21 protein-coding genes and 1 other annotated feature are annotated in these 23,806 nt (G+C 52.2%); of the genes, 14 read left to right on the forward strand and 7 right to left on the reverse strand.

The window, feature by feature from the left end; translation table 11 throughout:
• The first annotated feature begins 199 nt into the window (after window positions 1–199).
• The 5 genes from PUT07_RS14155 to PUT07_RS14175 all read left to right on the forward strand — a co-directional run bounded on the left by PUT07_RS14155 (window position 200) and on the right by PUT07_RS14175 (window position 5,244).
• A complete protein-coding gene (locus PUT07_RS14155) occupies window positions 200–1,507 on the forward strand; it encodes an ABC transporter substrate-binding protein (protein WP_274468763.1) in 1,308 nt (435 codons plus the stop codon).
• 67 nt (window positions 1,508–1,574) lie between these two features.
• Window positions 1,575–2,498, forward strand: a complete 924-nt coding sequence (locus PUT07_RS14160) for a carbohydrate ABC transporter permease (RefSeq protein WP_274468764.1) — start codon at window positions 1,575–1,577, stop codon at window positions 2,496–2,498.
• Window positions 2,499–2,519: 21 nt separating this feature from the next.
• Entirely contained in the window at window positions 2,520–3,383 is an 864-nt protein-coding gene (locus tag PUT07_RS14165; RefSeq protein ID WP_274468765.1) for a carbohydrate ABC transporter permease, read from the forward strand.
• A 10-nt stretch (window positions 3,384–3,393) separates the two neighbouring features.
• Window positions 3,394–4,866: a sulfatase gene (locus PUT07_RS14170; protein WP_274468766.1), complete on the forward strand. Its 1,473-nt coding sequence runs from the start codon at window positions 3,394–3,396 to the stop codon at window positions 4,864–4,866.
• A gap of 105 nt (window positions 4,867–4,971) precedes the next feature.
• A complete protein-coding gene (locus tag PUT07_RS14175) occupies window positions 4,972–5,244 on the forward strand; it encodes a DUF1796 family putative cysteine peptidase (protein WP_274468767.1) in 273 nt (90 codons plus the stop codon).
• A 249-nt stretch (window positions 5,245–5,493) separates the two neighbouring features.
• Here PUT07_RS14175 and PUT07_RS14180 read toward each other — a convergent pair whose 3' ends face one another.
• The 4 genes from PUT07_RS14180 to PUT07_RS14195 are packed head-to-tail and all read right to left on the reverse strand — an operon-like array spanning window position 5,494 to window position 9,170.
• Window positions 5,494–5,772, reverse strand: a complete 279-nt coding sequence (locus PUT07_RS14180) for a spore germination protein (RefSeq protein WP_274468768.1) — start codon at window positions 5,770–5,772, stop codon at window positions 5,494–5,496.
• Complete coding sequence (locus PUT07_RS14185; protein ID WP_274468769.1) at window positions 5,732–6,073, reverse strand: hypothetical protein; 342 nt, start codon at window positions 6,071–6,073, stop codon at window positions 5,732–5,734. The genes PUT07_RS14180 and PUT07_RS14185 overlap by 41 nt, the downstream gene beginning before the upstream one ends.
• Window positions 6,074–6,129: 56 nt before the next feature.
• On the reverse strand, window positions 6,130–7,326 hold the full coding sequence (locus tag PUT07_RS14190; protein WP_274468770.1) for a response regulator transcription factor: 1,197 nt from the start codon (window positions 7,324–7,326) through the stop codon (window positions 6,130–6,132).
• Window positions 7,323–9,170 carry a sensor histidine kinase gene (locus PUT07_RS14195; protein ID WP_274468771.1) on the reverse strand — a complete coding sequence of 616 codons (1,848 nt, stop codon included), beginning with the start codon at window positions 9,168–9,170 and terminating at the stop codon, window positions 7,323–7,325. The genes PUT07_RS14190 and PUT07_RS14195 overlap by 4 nt, the downstream gene beginning before the upstream one ends.
• Window positions 9,171–9,241: 71 nt before the next feature.
• Here PUT07_RS14195 and PUT07_RS14200 point away from each other — a divergent pair, with 71 nt between their 5' ends.
• The 4 genes from PUT07_RS14200 (at window position 9,242) to PUT07_RS14215 (ending at window position 13,944) form a co-directional block, all read left to right on the forward strand.
• Window positions 9,242–10,147, forward strand: coding sequence for an ABC transporter permease (locus tag PUT07_RS14200; RefSeq protein ID WP_274468772.1), 906 nt, complete (start codon window positions 9,242–9,244; stop codon window positions 10,145–10,147).
• 12 nt (window positions 10,148–10,159) lie between these two features.
• Window positions 10,160–11,095, forward strand: coding sequence for a carbohydrate ABC transporter permease (locus PUT07_RS14205; RefSeq protein ID WP_274468773.1), 936 nt, complete (start codon window positions 10,160–10,162; stop codon window positions 11,093–11,095).
• Window positions 11,096–11,193: 98 nt separating this feature from the next.
• Window positions 11,194–12,894 (forward strand): ABC transporter substrate-binding protein, encoded by a 1,701-nt coding sequence (locus tag PUT07_RS14210; protein WP_274468774.1) that lies wholly within the window; start codon window positions 11,194–11,196, stop codon window positions 12,892–12,894.
• Between the two features lie 45 nt (window positions 12,895–12,939).
• Window positions 12,940–13,944: an asparaginase gene (locus tag PUT07_RS14215; protein WP_274468775.1), complete on the forward strand. Its 1,005-nt coding sequence runs from the start codon at window positions 12,940–12,942 to the stop codon at window positions 13,942–13,944.
• 48 nt (window positions 13,945–13,992) lie between these two features.
• Here PUT07_RS14215 and PUT07_RS14220 read toward each other — a convergent pair whose 3' ends face one another.
• Window positions 13,993–14,838 (reverse strand): AraC family transcriptional regulator, encoded by an 846-nt coding sequence (locus PUT07_RS14220; RefSeq protein ID WP_274468776.1) that lies wholly within the window; start codon window positions 14,836–14,838, stop codon window positions 13,993–13,995.
• 130 nt (window positions 14,839–14,968) lie between these two features.
• Between PUT07_RS14220 and PUT07_RS14225 the strand changes: the two genes are divergently transcribed.
• The 3 genes from PUT07_RS14225 to asd all read left to right on the forward strand — a co-directional run bounded on the left by PUT07_RS14225 (window position 14,969) and on the right by asd (window position 18,474).
• Complete coding sequence (locus tag PUT07_RS14225; protein WP_274468777.1) at window positions 14,969–16,102, forward strand: mandelate racemase/muconate lactonizing enzyme family protein; 1,134 nt, start codon at window positions 14,969–14,971, stop codon at window positions 16,100–16,102.
• Window positions 16,099–16,941: an SDR family oxidoreductase gene (locus tag PUT07_RS14230; protein WP_274468778.1), complete on the forward strand. Its 843-nt coding sequence runs from the start codon at window positions 16,099–16,101 to the stop codon at window positions 16,939–16,941. Before PUT07_RS14225 ends, PUT07_RS14230 begins: the two co-directional genes overlap by 4 nt.
• Window positions 16,942–16,992: 51 nt before the next feature.
• Window positions 16,993–17,256: a binding site (T-box leader), on the forward strand.
• Window positions 17,257–17,388: 132 nt separating this feature from the next.
• Complete coding sequence (gene asd / locus PUT07_RS14235; protein WP_274468779.1) at window positions 17,389–18,474, forward strand: aspartate-semialdehyde dehydrogenase; 1,086 nt, start codon at window positions 17,389–17,391, stop codon at window positions 18,472–18,474.
• Between the two features lie 57 nt (window positions 18,475–18,531).
• Here the strand turns inward: asd and PUT07_RS14240 are convergent, their stop codons facing one another.
• Window positions 18,532–19,752, reverse strand: a complete 1,221-nt coding sequence (locus PUT07_RS14240) for an MFS transporter (RefSeq protein ID WP_274468780.1) — start codon at window positions 19,750–19,752, stop codon at window positions 18,532–18,534.
• Window positions 19,753–20,010: 258 nt separating this feature from the next.
• Between PUT07_RS14240 and PUT07_RS14245 the strand changes: the two genes are divergently transcribed.
• Both PUT07_RS14245 and PUT07_RS14250 read left to right on the forward strand, forming a co-directional pair.
• The gene (locus PUT07_RS14245; protein WP_274468781.1) at window positions 20,011–22,098 is read left to right on the forward strand and encodes a glycosyl hydrolase family 28-related protein; all 2,088 of its coding nucleotides are present in this window, start codon (window positions 20,011–20,013) and stop codon (window positions 22,096–22,098) included.
• A 95-nt stretch (window positions 22,099–22,193) separates the two neighbouring features.
• Window positions 22,194–22,964: a sugar phosphate isomerase/epimerase family protein gene (locus tag PUT07_RS14250; protein ID WP_274468782.1), complete on the forward strand. Its 771-nt coding sequence runs from the start codon at window positions 22,194–22,196 to the stop codon at window positions 22,962–22,964.
• A gap of 312 nt (window positions 22,965–23,276) precedes the next feature.
• Here the strand turns inward: PUT07_RS14250 and PUT07_RS14255 are convergent, their stop codons facing one another.
• Window positions 23,277–23,756: a hypothetical protein gene (locus PUT07_RS14255; protein WP_274468784.1), complete on the reverse strand. Its 480-nt coding sequence runs from the start codon at window positions 23,754–23,756 to the stop codon at window positions 23,277–23,279.
• Between the last annotated feature and the right edge of the window lie 50 nt (window positions 23,757–23,806).

Genomic DNA, 23,806 nt, shown 5'->3' on the forward strand with positions numbered 1-23,806 from the left:
TTCAGCGGTGTTTTTTTATTGGAATCCGAATTACGGCGTATGAAATCCGAACTTTGCGTTATCCCCGATGACAACAGGGAAAGCTGAATAAGAATGAGCATGGTTTTGTGGTACAAGAGCGTAATAGGCCATCACAGCGCTGCACCGGATTTCCGTATACTTCTAAGTGGATGAAATCAAAAAGGGGGTACTGATCGACATGATCACAAAAAGAAGCTTGATGGCAACCGCATGCGTATCGCTCCTTGCCAGCATTGCTCTAACCGCGTGCGGGAATGGAACCGAGCAGTTGAATGCGAAGAAAGAAAACGCCGCCGGCGGCGGAAAAACACTGACCTTCTGGCGCGCCGGCACGGATGCGGCGGAGAAAGCGTATTGGACGCGAGTCATTCAGGAGTTTGAAGCCTCTCACCAAGGCGTCAAGGTGAATTACAGCGAAGTGCCGTTTGGCAACGATATGGAAACGAAGCTTAATGCGGCATATGCAAGCGGGACAGCACCCGATGTGTTATCTTATTCGCTCGCTTCTGTCGCCCAAAGAGCCAATCTCGGTCAATATGAGCCGCTGGATGCTTACTTGGATAAATGGGCGGGCAAAAGCGACCTGATGGATAGTGTCTACCAGACAGGAACGTACAAAGGCAAGCTCTATGGCATTGGCTTCATTCCGGATCCGCGCGTATTGCTGTGGCGCAAAGATTTGTTCGAAGCGGCGGGGCTCAATCCGGAGAAGCCGCCGGCCAACTGGGAGGAGCTGTCCCAATATGCACAGCAGCTGACCAAGAAGGAGGGCGATACGACCGTCATGGCCGGACTGGCCATCCCGACGGCCAACAGCTGGACCTTCTGGCAATCGTTCGTGCTGCAGAACGGCGCGAAAATTATAGACGTCGAGAAGAACGAACCGTTGTTCGACTCGCCGGAGGCGATTGAAGCAACGCAATATATCGTGGATCTTGTAAAGAAAGGCGTAACCATCCCGAACGATTCCACGAAAGCCAACGAGAACTTGTTCCCGAACGGGAAAGCGGCTATTGCCTACGACAGTCCGGCCGCATTCGTCAACACGCAGAAAGATCACCCGGAATTGACTGGGAAGATCGGTGTCGCCGGACCTATCGAGCGCAAACAGAAAGCGACGTTTGCCGGCATGCGGCTGCTGTTCATGGGATCCCAAAGCAAGCAGAAAGATCTGGCGTTTGATTTCATGCAAACGGTGATGTCCAAAGAAGAGACATGGAAACGGTATAAAGAACTCGGCACACCGGTCGTACTGAATTCGCTCAAGACGGACTACATCAAAGACAAGCCGGAGATCAATCAAGCGGTGTTCGATGCGGTATCTTACGGTCAAGGCGCAGCCAAGGTTACGTATTCCAGTAAAATGTACGAGATCATCTCCCAGAACCTGGAGGCTGCCTTCTATGGCAAGAAAACAGGCGAGCAGGCGATGAAAGAAGCGGCAGACGCTTTGAAGAAAGAGCTACCGAACTTGATTGCCAAATAACGTATTTTGCGCCTGCTGCTTTCAGGAAGGGCAGGCGCTTATCCATGAACGGAAGAGGGGGGCTGTCATGCATACGGCGGCAGTAACGGATACGCAAGCGCTGCGTAAGCGCAAACGGCGGACACCGATCGATTACGCAGGTTACGTATTGATGGGTCCGGGCTATATCGTGTATTTCGCATTTATTTTTATTCCGCTGCTTATCGGTCTCTATTACAGCTTTACGAACTATAATTTCTATTCGAAGCCGGGCTTCGTCGGGCTTCAGAACTATATCAGACTGTTCCAGGACAAATTGTTTCTGACCGCTGTCTATAACACGTTCATCTACTCGCTATGCTCGATACTTCCGCAAATGATGCTCGGGCTTCTGCTGGCTGTGCTGTTGAACGGTCGATTAAAGGGCCGCATCTTCGCTCGTGTGAGCATTTATGTGCCGAACGTTACATCCATGGTCGCCGTGTCGATGATCTGGCTGTGGATCTACGACCCTTCGCTGGGCATTATGAATCGGCTGCTGCGAACGGTCGGGCTTGATCCTGTGCAGTGGTTATACGATCCGAAGACCGCCATGGGGGCTATTATCGTCATTGGGATATGGAAATCGATCGGATACACCATGATCGTGTATTTATCCGGGCTGCAATCCATCCCATCCAATCTATACGAAGCGGCGCATGTCGACGGTGCGTCGAGCATCAGGCAGTTTTTCACCATTACGCTTCCGATGCTGAAGCCGACGACGTTTTTCATTCTGGTTATGTCCTGCATCAATTCTTTCATGGTATTCGAGCAGGTCAATATATTGACCAATGGCGGCCCGCTCAACTCGACCACGACCATCGTGCATCAGATCTATTTGCGGGGGTTCCAGGATTTCCAGATGGGATATGCTTCGGCCATGGCGATGGTGCTGTTCGTGATCACCATGCTGATTACGGTCGTTAATTTCCGTTTCGGCAATCAGGGTAACGACTTGGATGTTGATTAGAACATTAGGAGGTGAAGCGGGTTGAAGAAGAACACCCAATTGTCCATCATCACGAGCATCGGGATGCTCATTGTTTCGTTAATTATGCTGTTTCCCTTCGTGCTCATGGCTGTAACCTCCTTGAAGACGATGGGGGAAATTCAGTCACCGACGTTCTCGTTCATACCGAAAGAATGGTTGTTCGAGAACTTCGCCATCGCGATGAGCCGGGGAGACTGGCTGCAATATTTCTATAACTCCTTCTTTGTGACGCTATGCACAGTGATCATCAGCCTGCTGTTCAATTCGATGGCCGGCTTCGCCTTTGCGAGATTGCGATTTCCGGGAAGAGATGTGCTGTTCTTCTCGATTCTCATCGGGATCATGGTACCTGCGCAAACGACGATGATTCCAACTTTTCTGATGCTGAAGCTGTTTCCGTTCTTCGGCGGCAACGATTGGCTGGGACACGGCGGCACCGGTTTCATTAATACGTATGCGGGGTTGATTCTGCCCTTCGTCGCAGGACCTTTCGGTATCTTCTTATGCCGGCAGTACTTCATGAACTTCCCGCGAGCCTTGGATGAAGCAGCGCAGATTGACGGTGCGTCGATCTACCGGGTTTTCTACCAAATTTACTTGCCGCTGAGCAAGCCGATTTTGGCGACACTCGCTATTTTCAAGACGACGGCGACATGGAACGATTACATGTGGCCTCTGATCATGACGAATACGGAGCAGATGCGTACGGTTCAATTAGGACTGACCATATTCCGAAGCGAAACGAATGTGGAGTGGAATTTGCTGATGGCCGCGACCACGCTGGTCGTACTGCCGCTCGTTCTCTTATTCCTGCTGGCGCAAAAATATTTCGTTCAAGGCATTGTAACGACAGGTCTCAAATAGGAGCTGAACGATGAGAACTATTCTTATTTTATTCGATACGTTGAATCGTCACGTGCTATCCGCTTACGGCGGTGCAGGCGTCAAGACCCCGAATATCGACCGTCTGGCCTCGCAGTCGGTTGTATTCGACCAGCACTGGTCCGGTTCGCTGCCCTGCATGCCGGCACGCCGCGATCTATTGACAGGGCGAACGGCTTTCCTGGAGAAAGGCTGGGGCGGCATTGAACCTTTTGACCGCACATTGCCGTCCGTACTCCGAGATGCCGGCATCTTCAGTCATATCGTTACCGATCATTATCACTATTTCGCTACCGGAGGAGAGAATTACTGCCAGTCCTATACGACATGGGACTTTCACCGGGGACAGGAGGACGATCCCTGGGTATCCTCGATTGGCGTAGAGCCGCATCCTGCCTCATTCTATGGACAGATGCGCGATCAATGCAATAAGAATCGCACGAAGCTCAAGCAGGAGCAGGATTACCCTGGACCTCGTACGATGCAAGCCGCCTGCGACTGGCTGGAGCGCAACGGCAAGGAGGAATCCTTCTTCCTCACGGTAGAAGCGTTCGACCCTCATGAGCCTTTTGATTGCCCGGCTCACTATTTGGCCATGTATGACGACACGTACCAAGGACCTTCGTATACTTGGCCGAAGTACGGCACTGTCGACGTACCGTCTGAAGCGCTGGCACACGTGCGCCGACGGTATGCGGCGACGCTTACGATGATCGATGCCTGGCTCGGTAAGCTGTTGGATACGATGGAGCGGCTGGAGATCGAGGAGAATACGATGGTCATCTTCACGACCGACCATGGTTTTCTGTTAGGGGAACATGAACAAACCGGTAAAAATGTGATGCATGTGTATAATGAACTTGCACATATACCGCTCATGATTCGTCTTCCGCATTGCCAATATGCAGGTAAGCGGGTGCATGCCCTCACCCAAAATATCGATTTGATGCCAACCGTACTGGCATACATGGGAGTGGCCATACCGGAGACGGTACTTGGCACTTCACTGCTCGGCTTGATCGAAGGCAGGGAGCAGAAGCTCAGAGAGGCGGTCCTGTACGGCTATCACGGTATGGCGGTCAATGTCACGGACGGCAGGTATACCTATATGCGCGCTCCTGCGGCCGCCGACAATCATCCATGCTATACCTACACGGCGATGCCGACGACATTCCGGACCTATCTCGGACGCGCCGAGCCCGACCAGGTGGAAGCCGGAAGGTATTTGCCTTATACCGCTTATCCCGTTTTTAAAATACCGGAGAGTAGGGAGGGTATCCCCTCTGCCCGCAACCAGTTCGTCATGGCAACGCAGTTATTCGATCTTCACAGCGATGCCGCCCAACAGGAGCCTCTGCAGGATAAGGATGCAGAGCGGAGAATGAAGGACTTGCTGGTGACCGCTATGAAGCAAGCGGGAGCGCCGCAAGAGCAGTACGTCCGGCTCGGATTGAGCGAAGCATAGAAGAATCAACGAACCTAGCCGCAGGCTAGGTTTTTCTTCATGCCAAATTGTCCAATCCACCCGGACAATAAGATCATTTAATAAATAGTAAAGGGGGGAGCAGCGGTGAAATTACCGGAAGTCAAAGGGCAATACGACCGCATTGTCAGTTTGGGAAGCGCATGCAATCCGGCGCTTCAGCTAAGAAGGCTGAAGTTAAGAACATTCTCCGGTCCGCTGGATTGGAGTGTTTCGCTATCGCTTTCGGATGTCAACCGGTTATTGAAGAACAGGTTTGCTCACTTTATGGAGCTTCCTCATATGCAGCATGTGGACGGAGCTGCGTATGTGCATGAAGATGGCGTTACGATGCCTTCCGTAAGATCCATAACACGCTAGGCGAAGGGAAGCATGCGGCGAGCAGTACAATCAGCGCACCCGCCGTTTTATTCCCTTTGCGCCATAGCTTTCAATGTTGACCTCGTAGTCGATACTCACCCTCGCTTTCGTGAACATGCGCTCCCAGTCGTAATTGTCATCCTCTTTCAGTGTCCAAAACTGCTTTCTTGCTTCCAAGTACCACAGAAAGGCTCGGCTTTAAACGCCTGCTGCGATCTGAGGACAATCCGTTCGTAAGCGCGTTCAAATTCATCTTTGATGGTTTGCTGCAGCAATCTTTGTTAATCCATATCGGTCGTATAGTTGATAAGACTTGGAATGAACAGCACTTGCGCGATCCGTTTTTTTCACGTTAACCACTAGCTCGGGATTGGCGACATCCTTCAAGGAAACAACGGAGATCTGACTTTTGTTGCGCTCATCGATCACGATCGTCTCAAACATAAGCTGTTCGTTATGAATATGCTTGCGGATCAGAGAGCGATTGCTATAAGCGGACTCGACGAACGATTCTTTGGGACCGATCAACACATTCTCCGCTTGCTGCGGTTATCGCTCCTTTCAATATCTCGAGCGAAAGGGGCTCCCGTTCGGACAATACATATTCGAACCCGAGCAGCGGTTCGATGATTTGCTTCTCTATCATGATGGTATCCGCAGCGCCTTCCAGGAATAAAAGGACCGCTTCCAGGTCGAGTGCCGGGATATAAGCTCGCGTATGAACATTTTCCTCTAATGAAGGGACAGGGGGCGTTGAGCATAAGTCTTCCGGGTGATCCGCCTCTGCCGCTGCAGCGCCCCTGAATAAATGAGATAAAAAGTTGTTCATGGTATCGAACTCCAGTGAGCACAGGATTTGGATATTATGCCCAAAAAGAGAAGCGGCTAGCCTTGCGCGGCATGCTCAAGCCGGTATTGCCCGGGTGTCGTGTTCTCGAACTTCTTGAACACTTTGAAGAAGTGCCGGGGGTTCTCATAGCCGACAAGCTCGGCGATCGTATGAATCGGCCAATCGGGATGCTCCTGCATGAATTGCTTGGCTTTGGTCAGACGGAACGTATGCAGGTAATGCAGGAAGGTATGGTCCATTTCTTTGCGAAACAGCATGGAGATATAGTTCGGATGCATTCGCACGTGTTCGGCAACGGTATCAAGCGAAATATCCTGCTTATAATTTTGTTCCACGAACGAGATGATTTTGTCAATCGCTTGCGTATGGGGCTGGAGCGGTTCCGCCGGTTCTGAGTCGCCGGCCTCATCGAAGGATGAGCCGCTCGTATACATGCCGGCCACAGCCGCCAGATAGGTTTCACGCAGGCGTTCCACATCTGACATCGTCCCGCTGATGCCGGCGAGGTATCCTGCTCCGCCTTCCTCTGTCCGGAGGAGAACACCGCAAACTTGCTGAAGCTCGTTCGCCGATAGCGCATGCCGGCCGTTCACCAGGAGGACGGCTTGCCGCAAGTAGCGGGAATGGATGGCGTAAGCATTCATATCGTTGGCTGCGAGACCGGCACAAATCGGAGCAAGCTGTTCATCCGTCAAGAGCGGAGTGCGTTCACCGGCTTGCATGACGATGATGGTCGTCCACGGACCGGGGCAAAGGGAGCGGAGATGCTCCGGGTTCATCGCCATCTCAGTTAACGGCGTATTATAGAACAAATGTTCCTTGAGCAGCATGAGATCGAAGGCCTTATTCTGCTCCTGCTCTAACCGAATGTCCTGTTCGACGGTTTGGAGAACGGCTAACAGCTCTTGCTTATTAATAGGCTTCAATAAGTAATCGACGACTTGGTAGCGCAGCGCTTGTCTGGCATATGCGAAGTCATCGTAGCCGGTAATTATGACGAAACGGCTGCACAAATTTTGCACCTGTACCGTTTTAATGAGGGAAAGGCCGTCCATCTCCGGCATATGAATGTCCGTGAGGATGAGGTCCGGTTCAAAGCTCTCCAGCTTCTGCAGCGCATCAATTCCGTCGGATGCGCCGACGATCTCCGTATAAGGCGTGTTCGCTTTCTGGATCATCCGAATGATTCCTTGCAGAATTACAGGTTCATCGTCAATGACTAGCAGTTTCATGAGATAGCCCCCTTGCCTAGTTTCAGCAGACATGTCGTGCCCTCGTGAAGCAGGCTCTCCATGTGAATGCCGGAATACTCGCCATAGAACATGATGACGCGTTCATTCACGTTACAGATGCCAAGACCGCCGCCGCCATGCTGCAAGACCCCCGCATCCGCCGTACCGTTCAGCACGCCTTGAATAACAGCGAGCCGCTCGGGCGCAATACCTGCGCCGGTATCCCTGACCTCGATAAACATGTAAGCAGCGTCCTCCCAGATGCGAATGGACAGGGTGACTTGCTTCCTCACTGCGGCAATCCCGTGCACGATACTATTCTCAATGATCGGCTGCAGGATATAATGAGGACAGATGAAGTTATCGATAACTCCATCGATATGGAAGAAGACTTGCAGCCGGTCGCCAAGCCGGATTTGTTGGATGCTGATGTAGTCTTTGACATTCTCGACTTCTTCCTTCAGCGTCGTCTCGGTTCGATTGCCCGACAGGCTGTAGCGAAACAGCTTGCCGAGCGTATAAGACATTTCGGCTGCATCGTGATCATCGTTCGCCTCGGCAATCATCCGGATGGATTCGAGGGTGTTATACAGGAAATGAGGCTTGATTTGCGCCTGCATCATCCGATAGGCCGATTCCTTTCTCAGCATTTCCGACCGGTGCACGGTATTGACCAGCTCGTCCATTCGCCGGATCATCGCATTGTAGGAGGATGTCAGATAGCCGATTTCATCATTGTTAATCTCACCCTTGTACAAGGGGAAATGGTTCTCATCGACCTGTCTCATATGCTTGGACAGCTTCAAAATGCGCTTCGTCATCGAGCTGGCAATCAAGTAATACATGCCGGACAGCAGCAGGAGCAGCACGGCGACGGTTATCGCCAGCACATACTTATTTTTGCGAATCCCGCCGAACACGGCGTCAACTTGCTCCATCATGACGAAATGCATCTTGAGATTATCGGAGTAAAAAGCTTCAATCAGCATGTTATTCCCATTGATCTGCCGGTACACATACTTGGCGTTCGTTTGGAAGGCAATGCCAAGCAAATCTTGACGGGCATCCGGGGTTAGCGTTATTTTCTCAATGGCCGATATGATTTTATGATCTTGATCCAGCATATACAGATTGCTTCTGTTGTCCAAATTTAACGAATCAAACAATGGTTTAATGAAATTTGAGGTTACTTTAATATCCAGTAAGCCGATATCCTGCTCAAAGTTGCGGTTCCCGATTTTGTGGACATAGTGGAGGTTGACGCCGGGAAAGGAGGAAGCGCCACTCGGAGTCACCCATTTGCCGACGCCAAGCGGAAGCTTCTTGATGCTTTCATCCAGCTTGAATTCGTCCATCTTCGCCATTTCGGGCCGGAAAATCATGCCGTTCTGCTGCTCCATATAAATGGTCATGCCTTCAATCATTCGGTTGGAAGCAAGGATGGAGGTGAAGATGGGCCGGATATAGGTGAGAAAGTTGGAAACCTGCTCGAAGTCGGTCCGGTAATTCCCGCTCAAATAGGCGATGGTGTTCGAATTATTTTGGAACAGCTGATACACCGATTCGATTTGGACGGTGCTCACGTTCAGATTGTTCAGCACCTGATTAACGATCTTCTGCTTGCCCTGGGCGTATTCTTCGAGGAAGGAATTATAGTTCTGGTTATACAGGAACAGACCGAATGAGATGATGGGCATGAAGATGATGACGATATAACCGATCGCCATTTTTTTGACAATGGACAAGCTCTGATAACTCCTGGCCGGCTTCCTGTTCAAGAGCAGCACCACCTTATAAACGGACAGTTCCATCTTAAGAATGATCCCTATAAATTTGGTTATCATTCCCTTATTATAATCCTTGTAAGCGCTTAATATTGGCAGCAAAATGTAAATGCAGCGTGGAGGGGAATACCATGAGTATAGCATTTCGAATGGTAAAGAAAAACTGGCAGCTTTATTTGATTATTTTGCCGTCGCTCATTTATTTGATTATTTTCAAGTATGTGCCCATGGCGGGGGTGCAGATTGCGTTCAAAAATTATATGGTGACGAAAGGCATCTGGGGAAGCGATTGGATCGGATTCAAGCATTTTATCGATTTCTTCCGGCTGCCTATATTCTGGCGGGTCATTAAAAATACAGCGCTGCTCAGCGCTTACTCGCTGCTCGTTGGTTTTCCTGCGCCGATTATTTTAGCCTTGGCGCTGAACGAATTGAAAAACGGCATTTTCAAACGGACGGTGCAGTTAGTCACCTTCGCGCCGTATTTCATCTCAACGGTGATCATGGTTTCGATCATTATGCTGTTCCTGTCTCCGCAGCTTGGCTTCGTTCATCTGCTCGCCGATAAGTTCGGATTTCCGGCGGAAAATATCATGTCGAAGCCGGAATACTTCAAGACGGTGTACGTCCTCTCGGATGTATGGCAATTTACCGGATATGCGTCGGTCATCTATATTGCTGCATTGGCGGGTGTGGATCCTCATCTGTATGAGGCGGCCAAAGTGGACGGCGCTTCGCGGTTCCAGCGCATGCTGCATATCGACCTGCCGAGCCTGATGCCGACGGCTGTCATTCTGCTTATTCTGAATGCAGGGCAAATCATGAACGTCGGCTTCGAGAAGGTCTATCTCATGCAGAATGCGATCAACGTCGGGGCATCCGAAGTGATCTCCACGTACGTGTACAAAATGGGGTTGGTCGGAGCGAACTTCTCCTTCTCCGCAGCAGTCGGACTCTTCAATGCCGTCGTCAACTTGCTGCTGCTCATTCTGGTTAACGCGGTAGCCAGAAGAAATTCCGAGACAAGCTTGTGGTAGGAGGTAGCTAAGATGACGAATCCCGAACAAACATTAGCCCTAGAGGCTCCCAAGACGAGTACCCGCATCATGGAGAGCCGTGTAGACCGCATCTATTTATTCTTCGTCTATTCATTTCTGATCATCTGCTTGGTCATTGTGGCGTATCCGCTCATTTACATCGTCAGCTCATCGTTCAGTTCATCGTCAGCTGTGATCTCAGGCAAAGTCTGGCTGCTTCCTGTCGAGCCTACGCTGCGTGGCTATCAAGCGGTGTTCCAGAATCCGCAAATTTTGACGGGCTACGGCAATTCCTTGTTTTACTTGATCTTCGGGACACTGCTCAGTGTGACGTTGACGATAACGGCGGCGTACCCTTTGTCGCGCAAAAATTTTTACGGACGTCATGTCATTACCGCACTCTTCGTATTTACGATGCTGTTCAGCGGAGGGTTAATCCCTTATTATCTGACTGTGAAAGGGCTGGGTATGCTGGACACGAGATGGGCCATGATCATTCCAGGGGCTATCTCCGTCTGGCAGGTCATTCTGGCGCGGACGTTCTTCCAAACGTCGATCCCGTCGGAGCTTACGGAAGCGGCACATCTGGACGGCTGCAGCGATTTCAAATTTTTATTCCAAATTGTGCTTCCGCTCTCCAAACCGATCATTGCGGTCCTCGTGCTGATGTATGCCATCGGCTACTGGAACTCTTATTTCGAAGCGCTCATTTTCTTGAAATCGGCGGATTTGTACCCGCTGCAGCTCATTCTCCGGAACATATTGATTCTTAATTCCATCGATCCCACGATGATCAAGGATGTCCGCGAGCTGGCGGAGAGACAGGGATTGAAGGAGCTGCTCAAATATTCGTTGATTGTCGTAGCCAGCGCTCCCGTGCTTATTCTCTATCCTTTTGTACAAAAGCATTTTGTGAAGGGGCTGTTAATCGGATCTTTGAAAGGCTAATTCCGGAATGAGGATGAAAGGCGGGATGCGAGGCAGCGAATCCTATCGGTTGGCCCCCGTTCAACGATTGGCGAACATAAACAAGGAGGGTTATGCGTATGAGAAGTAAGGGAACCAGAAAAACCTGGAGAACGTTGGTCCTGCTATTCTTCGTGACTGTGCTTGTCGTCGGTTGCACCTCGGGTGGAGATGAGCCGGGCGGCACTCCGAGCGGCGGGGGAGGCGCAGAGGGTGCTGGCAATGTGAATGCAACCGGATTTCCAATTGTCAAAACGAAAGTGGAGATGAGCGCATTCGCGCCGCAATCCGCCAACATTGCCGATTTGAACACGAATTGGTTTACCAAATATTTGGAAGGGAAAACGAATATCCATCTCAATTGGCAGCTCGTCCCCGGCGAAACGGCGGCGTTGAAGGAGAAGAAGCAGCTCCTGCTGGCCAGCGGCGACTATCCCGATATCTTCATGCAGGGCGATCTGACGAAGGAAGAGCAGCTGCTGTACGGCCAGCAAGGCGTTCTCATACCGTTGAACAAGCTGATCGATCAGTATGCTCCGAATATTAAACAGGCGTTCAAGGACATCCCTTATCTGGAGAAGGCGATTACGGCGCCTGACGGCAACATTTATGCGATTCCTTCCGTGAATGAATGCTATCACTGCCAATTCTCCGCCAAAATGTGGGTAAACTCGAAGTGGCTGCAGAAGCTCGGCCTCAGCGCTCCGAAAACGACGGACGATTTCTACAACATGCTGAAGGCGTTCAAGGAGAAAGATCCGAACGGCAACGGCAAGGCGGATGAAATTCCGTTCACCGGCTCACCGACAGGGTGGCATACGGATATTGAAACGTTCGTCATGAATGCATTCGTCTATTTCAATGCGGATAATAACTATTTCGTATTGAATGGCGGCAAGCTGGGAACGGCCGTCGACCAACCCGGCTTCAAGAAAGGGCTGCAATTCCTGAATAAGCTGTATGCGGAAGGCTTGATTGATAAGGAAGCTTTCACGCAGAAATCGGATGCGCTGTCGCAGAAAGGCAACAGCCCGGACACGGCAATCGCCGGTGCGATTCCGGCGGGCTGGTTCGGTGAATTCACCGATGCATCGCCGAGCGCGACACGGCACAAGGATTATGATCCGATCGCGCCGCTCACGGGTCCGGACGGAGCTTCGTTCACCGGCCACTACATCGGAGTCGGGAATTCCGTCTTCGCCATCACGAACAAAAATAAAAATCCGGAAGCGGCTATCCGTTTGGCCGACTACTTGTACTCCGAAGAAGGAACGACGCTGTCGAACTTCGGGGAAGAGGGACGCAATTGGGTGAAAGCGGAGCCGAACGACAAAAATACGCGCGGTACGGCGGCAAAGTTCAAAGTGAAAGAAACTTCTTACGGCGTCGGTCAAGTGCAGAACGATCATTGGAATCAAATGGGTCCGAACCTGCGCTCAGCCGATTACCGTGAAACCGCCTATGCCGCCAGCCAGGACATTTATACGATGGACGGCTTGGAGACCCGGCTGTATAAGGCGACGAAGGAGTTATACGAAGGCCATCAGCCGAAGGAAGAGTTTCCGACGGACATCTTCTTGACGAACGAACAAGCGAACCAAGTGAAGCAGCTGAAGCCGATCATTACGGATTATGTGAAGCAGTCCATGCTGCAGTTCATCATGGGCGCCAAAAGCATCGACAAGGACTGGGACGCTTACTTGAAAGGGTTAAAGGATTCCGGCATGGATCAATTCATTAGTATTTATCAAGAAGCATATAACAAAGTGTATAAAAAATAACGGACAACAAAGAGCGGCAAGGATAGCCGGGAAGGGAAGTGCGGCATGGAACGGATGTTGGTCGAGGAATACCGCGGGGGTGTGCTGGAATGTACGCATGCGGGCCATGTATGCGGCGTCGATGCCGCAGGGCGCATCCGGTATGCGGCAGGGAATCCGCATCATGTGACCTATCTGCGGTCGGCGGCCAAACCGTTCCAGGCCATACCGGTTCTGCAGCACGCGATCGAGAACCGGTTCGGCTTCACCGGAAGGGAGACGGCGATTCTGGCAGGCTCACACCGGGGGGAGCCGTTCCACATCGAAGCGGTCGAGTCCATGCTGGGCAAGATTGGGCTGGGCGAAGAACGGCTCGTATGCGCCACCACCTACCCGCTTAACATCGGCGCAAGGGATAACGCCGTCCGGCAGCAGCTGCCGAAGCGGCGCGTTTATCACAACTGCTCGGGGAAGCACACGGGCATTCTGGCGCTATGCCAAGCGCTTGGGTACGACCTTGGGTCGTACTGTGACCCCGAACATCCCGCGCAGAAGCTCATCCTGCGCACGCTGGCATCGCTCTCGGAGATGCCGGAGGAGCAAATCCCGATCGGCACGGACGGCTGCGGCTTCCCGGTGCACGCGCTGCCGCTGGATGCGCTGGCCAGGGCCTACTTGAAGCTGGCGTGCCCTGATCTGATCCCGGATCCTGCGGTGAGGGACGCGGTCCGTAAGCTGACCGCCCTGATGCATGCGCATCCGGAGATGATCGCGGGGACGGATTTCATATGCTCCGTCCTGCTGCGGGACCCGAATATCGTTGCCAAAGGAGGCGCCAAAGGGGTGTACGGCTTCGCGCTGAAGGAGGAGCGGGTCGCTTTCGCTTTGAAGGTGCTGGACGGCTCCGAGGAGGAATGGCCGCTCATCGTCGCCTCGATTCTGGAGCAGCTGCAATACCCGAATCGTGATACGATCGAGGCGCTGTACCGGATATCGCAGCGCACGATTCGGAACGATGCGAATGTCACAGTCGGTTACAGTAAGGCCGTGTTCAAGCTCCAAGAAGAATGAGTTTGGTTAAATGGTTAGGCGCTCCCCGGATCGTATGGGGAGCGCCTTTTACGTCAACCGTTTAAACTGATAAGGTGTCAGATGCGCCAGTTTTTTGAAAACGCGGTGAAAATGCTGAACATTCTCATAGCCGCAGTCGAGGCTGACTTCGAGCACGGACTTGTCGGTCGTCTTGAGCAGCCGTTTGGCTTCCTCGACCCTTTTGAATTGAACGTAGTCCGTCACCGTCATGCCCACAATCGCTTTAAACGCATGGGCCAAATAAAATTTATTAAGATAGAACCGGTCGGCCAGCGCATCTAAGGTGAATGACTCCAAATAATGCTCGTTCAAATAGTGGAGGACTAGATTCATTTTCTCCTCTTTGGCCGATGCCGGCCTCCGGCTCACCTTCTCCGGCAGCTGCATGAACAAGAGCAGCAGGGAAGCGGTATGCAGCTTAAACAGCGAGGTTCGCTCCGGCGAGTCGTGGACCGAGTGCAGCATCTGCCACATGACGGAGAAAATCGCGTTCAGCGCTTTCAACTCATCCGCGCCGGCAAATCGGATGGCAGCCCTCTGGCCGGATAGAAACGGACCCAAGATGTCGCCGTGGCCGGTTGCGTTCAGGACGTCCGCCAGAAATCCCGGTGAGACGTTAATGACATACCTCGTATAAGGTGTGTCGTGTTTATATTCAATCCGGTGGACATCGTAAGGTGCGAGCAGCATCATGTCGCCGTCCCTTATTTCATACAGCCGGTCTTTCACATAGATTCGGATGTCCGCCTGCAGGAACAAGGCGAGCTCGATTTTGTCGTGATAATGAACAAGAGGTTCCTGATGATCGATGATAATTTCCTTGTAATCCAGATGGAAATCATTGCTTTTAACGAATTTTGAGCCGGTGATCATGTGCGTCCCTCCTTGAGGACAATATACGTTATTTTTCTGTGAAAAGAAACCAATTTTGTTTTCGATTATTGCCATTCTCATTGATAAGATGGTCATACGAATGAAAATCGCATGACTGGAGATGACAGCAATGAGAATTGAACATGTGTCCGTAAACGCCTACCGGATTCCGCCGAATCCGCCTTGGGAAGACGCTACGAACAAGGTCGGCGGGATTGAGTTTATTGTCGTCGAATTGAAGACCGATACCGGCCTAACAGGTACAGGCTTCAGCTATACGGTCGATGTAGGCGGAACGGCCATCCAATCGTTGATTGAGCATTATTTGGCCAATTTGATCATAGGGTTGGATCCTTTGAATTATGAGTACATCTGGCAGCTGCTGCAGCGCCAATCCCGCCGTCTTGGGCTGGGCGTCAACGCACTGGCGATTGCCGCGATCGATGTGGCGGTGTGGGACCTGATCGGCAAGCATCATAAGCAGCCGCTGTACCGCCTGCTGGGGGGAGCGAGAGAAAGCATCCCATGCTATATTAGCGGCATCGATTTGGGCGACACGCTGGAGCAGCTGTTAGACCGGGTAAGGGGCTACCGGGAACAGCAGTACCGGACGGTCAAAATCAAGATCGGCAAGGAAACGATCGAAGAGGATATCGAGCGGATCGTGAAGGTTCAAGAGCTGCTCGGAGCGGGTGCGACGGTCTTGGTCGACGCCAATCAGAAGTGGAGTGCAGCGGAGGCGCTTCAGGCGTGCGCTAAACTGGATCATCTGAATCTAGGGTGGATCGAGGAGCCGATTCTGTATCACGATATCGAAGGTCACCGTCATCTGCGCCGCCATTTGCGCACGCCGATTGCGCTGGGGGAGAGCCTATTCAGCAAATACCAATTTCTCGAATATTTGAAGCAAGATGCGATCGATATTGTACAAGCGGATGTAGCCTTCGTCGGAGGGATTACGGAATGGGTGAAAATCGCCCATCTCTCGCAAGCATATGGGAAAGTGATTGCCCCGCATTATATGATGGAGCTGTCCGTTCACTTGCTCTGCGGCGTGACGAACGGATACATGCTGGAGAATGTCGTAGGCGGGTCGTTCACCGAGCTGGGCGTTCTGGAAACGCCGATAACCGTCAAGAACGGGCTTGGCGTACCATCCGACCGGCCGGGGCACGGCATTGTCTTTGACCAATCTGCGCTTGATGCGTATAAGCTGGATCCGGAAGCTGTCCGCCGGACGTTCGTAGGAGGCAGCAAACAATGAACCTTGCCCATTTGAAAGGCCGCACCGCCGTGATCACCGGCGGAAGCGGGGTGCTGTGCAGCGGAATGGCGATGGAACTGGCCTCGTACGGCGTTCGGATCGTTCTCCTGAATCGAAATCCGGCGAATGGAGCGGCTGTGGCGGACGCCATTCGCCAGAACGGCGGAGAAGCTTACGCCATTTCCTGTGACGTTCTGCAGGAGGAGCAGGTCATCGCTGCAGCGCGGGAGGTGCACAGCGAATTCGGCGGCTGCGACATTCTCATTAACGGAGCCGGCGGGGGACATCCAAGCGGCAACACGACGAAGGAACGTCTTGAAGCGGGAGATCATGAACGCACGGACATTACGACGATGTTCAATATGAAGCCATCCGGCTTCGGTTTCGTTCTCGATTTGAACGTGATGGGGACTTGGGTGCCCACCCAGCACTTTACGCCGCTGATGATGCACCGGGAGGGCGCGATCATCATCAACATTTCGTCGATGGCCGCACCGCGTCCGGCGACGAAAGTGCCGGCCTACAGCGCAGCCAAAGCGGCCGTCGAGAATCTCACCAAATGGCTTGCGGTCCATTTGGCCGATGCCGGGATCCGGGTGAATGCGATAGCCCCCGGCTTCTTCGTTACCGAGCAGAACCGTAACCTGCTCCTGCACCCGGACGGCTCGCTGACCCCGAGATCCGAGAAAATTATCGGGCATACGCCGATGGGACGGTTCGGCAGCCCGGAAGATCTCCTCGGCACGGTCCGCTGGCTCGTCGACGAGCGCAGCTCAGGCTTCGTGACTGGTATTACCGTTCCCGTCGACGGCGGGTTCCTGGCCTATTCGGGCGTTTGATGAAAATTGGTATTTACGAGTCCGCATATTTCTGATATTATAATCGCAATATTAAATGCGACGAAGAGACGAGTAAATACATGGAAACTTTCACAGAGAGCTCTGGATAGCTGAAAAGGAGCAAAGCGTTCGGTATTGAAGAAAGACTCAGAGCAGCATATCGGAACCGCCTTCGGCGGGGATGGTAGGCCAGGAGCTCCTGTTATAGAGCTAAAGTATACGCATTGCAGGCAATGCCGTACTTGAAGAGGCGGATATGGCGACATATTTGCGAATCTGGGGTGGTACCACGAGGATCATAATCTCGTCCCTAAGACTGATCATAGTCTTGGGGGTGGGATTTTTTTGTTCATTCTAAAGATGACCCGTTAGCGGGCGATTTACCGAACACCAAATGACGCTTTTGCATATTGTACTCATACCATTTTGAAAGGAATTGAATCTCACATGGCACAAAAATTAAGAGTTGGTATTGTAGGCGGTACGGGCATGGTAGGGCAGCGTTTCGTTGAGCTGCTCAATGGGCACCCTTGGTTTGAAGTAACGGCAATTGCTGCTAGCGCCAGTTCGGCTGGCAAAACATATGAAGAATCCGTCCGCAACAGATGGAAATTGTCCACGCCGATCCCGGATGCTGTGAAAGGCATTGTCGTACAGGACGCTTCTAAGGTTGAGGAAGTGGCTTCCGAAGTCGATTTTATTTTCTGTGCGGTCGATATGAAGAAAGAAGAAATTAAAGCGTTGGAAGAGGCTTATGCCAAAACAGGCACGCCTGTCGTGTCCAACAACTCCGCACACCGCTGGACGGCAGACGTTCCGATGGTCATTCCGGAAGTGAATCCGGGCCATCTGGAAGTCATCGCTGCACAGCGCAAGCGTCTGGGAACGGAGACCGGCTTCATTGCCGTGAAACCGAACTGCTCCATTCAAAGCTATGTGCCGATGCTGCACGCGCTGCAGGAATTCAAACCGAAGACAGTTGTCGCGTCCACGTACCAAGCCATTTCCGGAGCAGGCAAAAACTTCACCGATTGGCCGGACATGCTGGACAACGTGATTCCTTATATCGGCGGCGAGGAAGAGAAAAGCGAGCAGGAGCCGCTGCGTATCTGGGGCAGCGTCGATAACGGTCAAATCGTGAAGGCAAGCGAGCCGCATATTACAACGCAATGTATCCGCGTTCCGGTAACGGACGGCCATTTGGCAACCGTATTCGTATCGTTCGAGACGAAGCCGTCGAAAGAAGAAATTTTGGCTCGCTGGCAGCAGTACAAAGGGCGTCCGCAAGAGCTTGAACTGCCTAGCGCACCGAAACAATTCATCACTTATTTCGAAGAAGAGAACAGACCGCAAACGAAGCTGGACCGCGACATCGAAGGCGGTATGGGCGTGTCCGCAGGCCGGTTGCGCGAAGATTCTCTTTATGATTACAAATTTGTAGGCTTATCGCATAATACGCTGCGCGGAGCGGCGGGCGGTGCGGTTCTGATCGCCGAGCTGCTGAAAGCGGAAGGCTACATTCAGGCCAAATAAGTTAACTTAACGACACAGCAAGCAACCTGGTTATGCCAGGAGGCTTGCTGTTTTTTGTCATGTTCGCCGATCGGGATCGAGGCCTTTCGTTTCTTGGCCGAAGAACAACAGCACAAGCGCACCGATGACGATGGCTACGAAAAAAATGAGAAAGATCGACGAGATGTCATATTTCCGGGCCACCAGCAAGCCGACCAGGTACGGGCCGATGATGCCGCCGATGCGTCCGAAGGATGCGGCAAATCCGGCGCCGGTTGACCGTACGCCGGTCGGGTACAGCTCGGGCGTGTACGCATACATGGCGCCCCATGCGCCAAGATTGAAGAAGGATAAGCTGATGCCGGCGGCAATCAGCATGCCTTCCGTAGCGGCCGCGCTGAACCAGTAGGCGCTGACAGCCGTCAGCAGCAAATAGGAGACGAGAACGAACTTACGGCCGAATTTCTCGATGAAATAAGCGGCGGTGAAATAGCCGGGCAGCTGCGCTAAGGTCATGATCAAGACATATTCGAAACTTTTGACCAGACTGAAGCCTTTCATCGTCATCACGGTCGGCAGCCAGAGAAACATGCCGTAATAGGAGAAGACGACGACGAACCATAGAATCCAAAGCGTTGCGGTTGATTGACGATAATTCGCCGACCAGACCGACGCGATTCGCTCGCGGAACGTTAATTTGCGGCTTTGCATTTGTTGGAAGCGGGGAGAGTCTTGAATCGCCCGTCGCAGGTATAGCGCATACAAGGCGGGCAGTGCGCCGATCAGGAAAGCGGCCCTCCAGCCGTACACAGGGATGACGAAATAACTGACGACCGCCGCGATGATCCATCCGCACGCCCAGAAGCTTTCGAGGAGCACGACGGCGCGGCCTCTGTCCTTATCCGAGAACGACTCTGAGACGAGTGTGGATGCGACAGGAAGCTCGCCGCCAAGACCGAATCCTGTAATGAACCGCAGGATGCACAGCATGGCAAAGCTAGCGGCAAGTGCGGATAGTCCGCTGGAAATTGAGAAAATCAGCAGGGTTACCACCAAGACGGTTCGGCGTCCGTAGCGGTCAGCGCTAGCCCCCGCAACCGCTGCGCCAACCGCCATGCCTACCGAGTTAATGGCGGCGAGAAATCCGATCTGCTGGGCGCCCAGCTTCCACTCCACCGCCAATGCAGCGACAATGAAGGAAATGATGCCTACGTCCATCGCATCGAATAACCAGCTAATGCCGGCGCTTACTAGCAATTTGCGTTTTGCAGGTTCTTGCAACCAAGTCGTTTTACTCATGGCAGATGCCGCTCCTATCGTCAAAACTCTACCCCTATTTTCCACTTATCGCCCTGTTTCATACATGGAATCCAGTGCATATTTCATAAATTAACAATCCAATTCGATAAATTATCCATAAAAATAAATGGAATTAATGGTTATAGTGAAATGTGTAAGCGCTAACATACATAGTGGAGGGTGGTGGTTCAATCTGCTCGGGCATCGGAGAGAGCGCAGAAGGTTGAACTAAAATTTGCGGTTGGAGGTTAATTGTTGATGAAAATGAAGACTAGAAGTTGGAGCTTGATGGCCTTATGCGGAATGCTGGCTATCTTCGCATCGCTGGTTATGCCCGCAGATCCGGCACAGGCAGGTACGCCATGGAGAAGCTCGCTTTATCCGGCCGATTGGACACCGGGGTACAAGGACGCTCAAGGCAGGTTCCTGCAGGATTTCTCCTACGCAGGCTATTGGCGGGGCGAGAAGAGCATTCCGGCGGACCCTCCGGGGAATACGTACAATGCCGTCACGCAATATGGTGCGGACCCGAGCGGTGCCGCCGATTCGACGACGGCCATTCAGAATGCGATCAATGCGGCCGGCATAGCCGGGGGCGGCATCGTGTATTTGCCGGCCGGTACCTACAAGGTCAAGCCCCAGGGAACGGATAATAGCGCCCTCTGGATCAATAGAAACAACGTTGTGCTGAGGGGTGCTGGCAAAGCTTCTACGTTTATATATAACGATTCAACGAGTATGCGGAATAAATCCGTTATCCGGATGGCCCCGCTCGCATCCGGGGACTGGTTTACGCCGGTGAATACGCCAACCGCGCTGCGGAGCGATGTGCATGCGATGTCAACGGCGATTCCTGTGAACAGCGTGAGCGGGTACGCGCTGAATGAATTCGTCATCGTTCGCTCCGATGCAACGGCAGCTTTCATCGACGAGCACGGAATGACCGGCAAATGGGATGCCTCCTTGAAGGGGCCGACGTTCTACCGGAAAATCACCGGCATCAATGCGGCAACGAACACACTGACGGTTGATATACCGATCCGATACGACTTGAAAACGCGGGACAACGCCAGAGTCTACAAAGTCGGGGAAGCCATCGCGGAAGCCGGGATTGAAGATTTGGCCATCGGCATGAAGCAGCATACGGGAACGGGTTGGGGCGATCTCGACTATAATGTGTCGGGCACAGGGGCTTACGAGGTTCATGACTCCAAAGCGATCAACATCGTCAACGCCAAGAACAGCTGGGTGGATCAAGTTAACAGCTACAAACCTAGCGGGAATAGCGGCGATTATCATCTGCTATCTTATGGAATTACAATAAACCAATCGCGCACGGTGACGATTCAAAATACGCATTTCCAGAAGCCGCAGTATAAAGGTGAAGGCGGCAATGGCTATATGTACGCCATCCAAGGTTCGGATAATATGGTTCAAAATGCAGTAGCGACAAATGGAAGGCACAATTTCGATTTCAAAAGTATGTGGACGAGCGGCAATGTGATCCGCAACAGCACTTCGAATACGCCGCGCTTAGCATCGGATTTCCACATGCATTTGAGCATGGCTAACTTATTCGACAACATGACGATGAACGGTGATTTTATCGAAGCCGTCTATAGACCGTATGGTACGGTCGAGCACGGATGGACGACCACGCAGTCCGTCATCTGGAACACCAACGGCGCCGCTTACGCTTCGGGGCAAACGTCTATCGTCAAGTCCAAGCAGTACGGTCAGGGGTATGTGATCGGAACGCGCGGCGCGGCCAGCGGCGTCACCTATACCGTTGCCGGGACGGACCCGTCGGTGCCGCAAGATTTCGTAGAAGGGATCGGCACAGGGGCGGATTTGGCGCCGCAATCCTTATACGCCGACCAGAAAGCGAAGAGAGATGCGCGGGAAGGGGGCGGCTCGGCGAATTTACTGACGAATCCCGGCTTTGAGACGGGAGACGTCACCGGATGGACGGAATGGCATAACACCGCGCTTGCCCAGAAGGTGGATACGGACAGTCCGTTGACGGGCGGCTATAAATTGACACATTGGGCTTCGAGCGGCTATAAGCAAATCACTTCACAAGTAAAAACAGTGCCAAACGGACTGTACACCGTCAGCGTATGGGTACGCTCCGGCGGCGGGCACAATGCGCTCCAGCTGTTCGCCAAAAACTACGGGGCCGCTGAACTTGACGCCGTGATCGGGAGCAGTCCCGTCACGAACTATACGAAATATTCGATCGACAATATTCAAGTGACGAACGGCCAGATCGAGGTTGGCATATGGAGCGATGCGAACGCCAATAACTGGGCGGTGTTTGACGATTTTGAACTTGTACAAAAGTAGCTTGTACAGACCTAGCAACTTTTCCCACCTCCGAGCGTCTTAGTAGTGTAAGCGTTTGGAGCAGTTGAAACCAGGGGAGAGAGGGTTGAGCAGGCATGTACTCATTTGGATGGTGCAGCAGCATTGGGGACGCAGGAAAACTTCATGAATTGGGCTTTGATTATATTGAATGTGCGCTGGCTCCTTTGAGTCTTGAGAACGAGCAGGAATTTGCCGCCAAGCTGCCGATGTATTTGGACAGTCCGCTTCCTGTAAGCGCTTTTAATATTTTCTTCCCAGGCGATTTGAAAGTCGTAGGACCAGAAGCAGATCAAGAGCGGATCCGGCGCTACGTTAACAAAGCTGCTAGCGCACTGCACCGGATTGGAGCCAAGACCCTTGTACTCGGAAGCGGCAAATCACGGTCCATCCCCGAACAGTGGGAACGCAGCCGTGCCGAAGAGCAATTCCTTCAACTGCTCGAGCTCATCGGCCAAGAGTTCACCGGCAACGGGGTTACGCTGGCAATCGAGCCTCTCAACATGAAGGAGTCCAATTTCATTAATAGCGTAACGGAGGCAGTGTCATTCGCCCGGCAATGCAATCATCCTGCCATTCGGGTACTGGCTGATTTCTATCATATGGATGAAGAGGCCGAACCGCTTCTGACACTGGTGGAGAATCAGGCCTGGCTGCAGCATATTCACATCGCGGATACCGGACGTTTCACGCCGGGATCAGGTGCTTATCCGTACGATCAGTTCGCCAAAGCGCTTGCGGACTTGGGATATACCGGGATGATCTCGGCGGAATGCACGGTCCGTGACCCCGATACCGAGCTGCCGCTCAGCCTCGCATTTATGAAGCGGACCTTTCAGAACCGCTAAAGGATTTGAATAAAATCCGTCCGATATAGGGAGATTAATCCGCATATTGGAGAATGCGAGGTGTAGGGAGCAATGTCCGCTGAGTCAAATAACAAGAACAACGTTGTCGCGAATAAAACGAGCATGTTTCAAAACGGAGTGCAATCTGCAACTAATTATGTGCAAAATGCTATTGAAAATGTATATCAATCCACCCCAGACGCTACGCAAAATTTAGTGAATAATGTAATGAAGCGGCGGAAGCAAGATACGAAGCCGGCGCAGGAATAAACGAGAGAAGAGGCCACCCTAGTTGGGCAGCCTCTTCTTTCGTTATGCCGGACATCTCGAAGCGAACTTGTCGATTTGGATAAAATGGATTTGCAGCGAGCCGAAGAACACCTTGCCCTGATTGTAGCGCAGCTCACAGCTGTAACCGTAAGTGCGTGCCAAATCTTGCAGCTCTTTGAAGCCGGGGAGCCGTTTCACCAGCGAAATAATGTGCGTAACGACATGATTGGGCAGTTTGGCAAACATTGTTGTATGGATGCCGTCAACGACGGACACGAAGCTTGGAAACATCGGGGCGCTATGATTCGCGAGATGGACGCGGTCGCGGGCAATTTCGATGATCTCCTTATTCAAGCGATTAAGATTGACGGTGATATGTTTGTAGAAATAGATGCCGAACCCGATGCGATTCGTCACAGGATTGATTCGCTTCTTCCATTTCAACGCCTTGGCCTCCAAACAGGTCTCCAATTGTTCGAGAAATGACGTCCAATGCAGCAGCTTTTTCAGAAATGTCTTCATGTCTATGCTCCTTCGTTTAGCATGGTGCCTTTTGTTTGACGACTGTCTGG

This window comes from Paenibacillus sp. MAHUQ-63 (assembly GCF_028765165.1).
GTDB lineage: Bacteria > Bacillota > Bacilli > Paenibacillales > NBRC-103111 > Paenibacillus_E.